4 protein-coding genes are annotated in these 3,295 nt (G+C 52.0%); all 4 read right to left on the bottom strand.

Features of this window, described 5'->3' with window-relative positions:
* Positions 1-403, bottom strand: a 403-nt coding sequence (gene rplC / locus Q8O92_09730; GenBank protein ID MDP2983593.1) for a 50S ribosomal protein L3, incomplete at its 3' end; no start/stop codon positions are given.
* A gap of 88 nt (positions 404-491) precedes the next feature.
* A complete protein-coding gene (gene rpsJ, locus Q8O92_09725; protein ID MDP2983592.1) occupies positions 492-800 on the bottom strand; it encodes a 30S ribosomal protein S10 in 309 nt (102 codons plus the stop codon).
* A gap of 14 nt (positions 801-814) precedes the next feature.
* A complete protein-coding gene (gene tuf / locus Q8O92_09720) occupies positions 815-2,014 on the bottom strand; it encodes an elongation factor Tu (protein MDP2983591.1) in 1,200 nt (399 codons plus the stop codon).
* A gap of 42 nt (positions 2,015-2,056) precedes the next feature.
* Positions 2,057-3,295: EF-Tu/IF-2/RF-3 family GTPase (locus Q8O92_09715; GenBank protein ID MDP2983590.1), on the bottom strand; the 1,239-nt coding region annotated here is incomplete at its 5' end.

Genomic DNA, 3,295 nt, shown 5'->3' with positions numbered 1-3,295 from the left:
ATCCGTGCGTGGCATCACCGCCATGGAAACCATGACGTTTGACGACACCGGCAAAACCACGTCCTTTAATCTTCCCTTTGATCGAAACCTTATCACCGACCTGGAAAACATCAGCCTTCAGGACAGCTCCCGCCTCAAAGTTACCTGTCTCGTCAATTTGAAACTCGCCCATGACCTTCTGGCCGGGTATTCCCACCTTCGATACGATTCCCTTCAGCGGCTTTGAAATCTTTTCGGACTCCCAGAACCCGAGCTTTATGGCATTGTACCCGTCTTTCCCGTCAGATTTCTTTACTTGGACAATCGGACAGGGACCGACCTCAAGAGCTGTAGCCGGACATACCTCTCCAGTATCGTTGTAAATCTGAGTCATCCCGATTTTTCTGCCAATAAGTCCTATCATTTCTTTTCCTTACATTGTATGATTTACGATTCCCGGCTTACGGTAAGCAGTTCCGCTGTTGTCGCAAGCCGTGCTTCGTAAATGAACGTCACACCTGAATCTCGATATCAACTCCGGCCGGCAGGTCGAGCTTCATAAGCGAATCAACAGTCTGCGGATTCGAATCATAAATGTCGATCAGCCGTTTATGAACCCTTCTCTCGAACTGTTCTCTTGATTTTTTATCAATAAAAGGGCTTCGAAGAACGGTATAGACCGTCCGCCTTGTCGGCAGGGGCACTGGGCCGGATATTCTCGCTCCGGTTCTTTTTGCTGTCCTTACAATCTCATCACTCGAATGATCGAGTGAAGCATGATCGTAAGCCTTGAGTTTGATTCTTATCTTTTGACCTGCCACTGAATTATCTCCTGTTATTCAACAATTTGAGCCACCACGCCGGCGCCGATGGTGCGTCCTCCCTCGCGGATAGCGAAGCGAAGCCCCTCGTTCATCGCAATCGGTGTGATGAGTTCCCCTGAAATCTCAATATTGTCACCGGGCATCACCATCTCAATGCCTTCCGGCAGATGCAGCACACCGGTCACATCTGTCGTCCGGAAGTAAAACTGTGGACGGTATCCGGTGAAAAACGGCGTGTGACGGCCGCCTTCCTCCTTCGTCAGTACGTACACCTGACCCTTGAACTTCGTATGCGGGGTCACCGAACCCGGCGCCGCAACCACCATCCCGCGCTCAACTCGTTCCTTGTCGATACCGCGAAGCAATAGACCGACATTGTCGCCCGCCTGACCCTCGTCCAGTATCTTCCGGAACATCTCCACTCCCGTACACACCGTCCCGATCGTCTCGCGAATCCCCACTAACTCCAACTGCCCGCCCACCTTCACCCTGCCCTGCTCGATCCTCCCCGTCGCCACCGTCCCCCGTCCCGTAATCGAGAACACATCCTCCACCGGCATCAAAAACGGCTTGTCCAGCGACCGCTCGGGCACCGGTATGTAACTGTCCAGCGCATCCAAAAGCTCGTATATACACGTGATATCAGGATTCTTAAGATCCTCCCCGTCCCAATTCATCGCCTTCAGCGCCGACCCCTTGATGATCGGTATCTCGTCCCCGGGATACTCGTACTTCGTCAACAACTCCCGTACCTCAAGCTCCACCAGCTCGATCAGCTCAGGATCATCCACCATGTCTACCTTGCTCATAAATACGATAATCCGCGGCACTCCCACCTGGCGGGCCAACAGTATGTGCTCACGCGTCTGCGGCATCGGGCCGTCCGCCGCACTCACTACCAGAATCGCACCGTCCATCTGCGCAGCACCCGTGATCATGTTCTTTACGTAGTCGGCATGACCCGGACAGTCAACATGCGCATAGTGACGCTTCTCAGACTCATACTCTACATGCGCTGTCGCGATCGTGATCCCACGCTCCCTCTCCTCCGGCGCCTTGTCAATATCATCAAACAATAAATGAGTCGCCATCCCGCGCTTCGCCTGCACATTCGTTATCCCGCTCGTCAACGTCGTCTTCCCGTGATCCACATGTCCGATCGTCCCTACGTTCACATGCGGCTTCTTCCTCTGATACTTCTCCTTCGCCATGTGAAAATCCTCCTTATGATTATCTTAAGATCACGAAATACATTAACTTACAAGCTGATAGAATCCACCGGATTTCGCGACAAGCTCTTTACCGACCGTTTCGGAAACCGGTGCATACGAATCAAATTCCATGGTGTAAATAGCTCTTCCCTGGCTCATTGAGCGCAGCCGGGTTGAATAACCGAACATTTCGGCAAGCGGAACATGACCCCTGATAACCTGCGCATCGGGACGGTTCTCGATTTTGTCGATTTTCCCCCGTCTCATAGTGAGATCACCGAGAATATCGCCCGAATACTGCTGGGGTGTCACAACCTCGACCAGCATGATAGGTTCAAGCAGGATAGGACCGGCCTTGCTGACTCCATCCCTGACAGCCATCTTGGTTGCAATACGGAATGCCATATCGGAGGAATCAACCTCATGATACGAACCATCGATTAACTCTACACGAACATCGACAAGCGGATAGCCGGCAATAACACCGGAGTTCATCGCATCTGTAGCGCCCTTCCTGCACGAGCTGATATATTCCCTCGGGATAACGCCGCCGACGGTCTTGTCTTCAAAAACCAGGCCGGTGCCTTTCCCCGCAGGGATCAGGTTGATAACAACATGACCGTACTGGCCTCGCCCGCCGCTCTGCTTGATAAACTTACCTACCGATTCCACCTCTCTGGTTATCGTTTCACGGTATACGACCTGGGGTCTGCCGACATTCGCATCCACCTTGAATTCACGGCGAAGCCTGTCGACGAGTATATCGAGATGGAGCTCGCCCATACCGGAAATAATCGTCTGTCCGGTTTCCGGGTTTATTTTTACTTTGAATGTGGGATCTTCTTCGGCCAGCTTGGCAAGTGAAAGATCGAGCTGTTCCTGATCCGCTTTTGTCTTCGGTTCAACAGCGATATGAATAACTGGCTCAGGGAATACCATGCGCTCGAGGATGATCGGATGTTTGATATCGCAGATTGTATCACCCGTTCCCGTGTCCTTCAATCCGACAGCCGCTAAAATGTTGCCGGTTGTTGCGTAGTCCATCTCTTCACGTTTGTTCGCATGCATTTGCAAAATACGGCTGATACGTTCCTTTTTCCCGGTAGTCGTGTTGAGTACTGCGCTCCCTTTCTCCAAATTTCCTGAATATACCCTGAAAAACACAATCTTTCCTACATGGGCATCGGTTGCAACCTTGAACGCAAGCGCGCTGAAAGGTTCGTCTTCGGAGGGTTTACGAGTCAGTTCTTTATCGGTTTTCGGGTCGTGGCCAACAACCGG

This window comes from Candidatus Latescibacter sp., assembly GCA_030692375.1.
GTDB lineage: Bacteria > Latescibacterota > Latescibacteria > Latescibacterales > Latescibacteraceae > JAUYCD01.
Note: the sequence above shows the minus strand (reverse complement) of the source record. Positions and strands in the feature narration are given on the sequence as shown.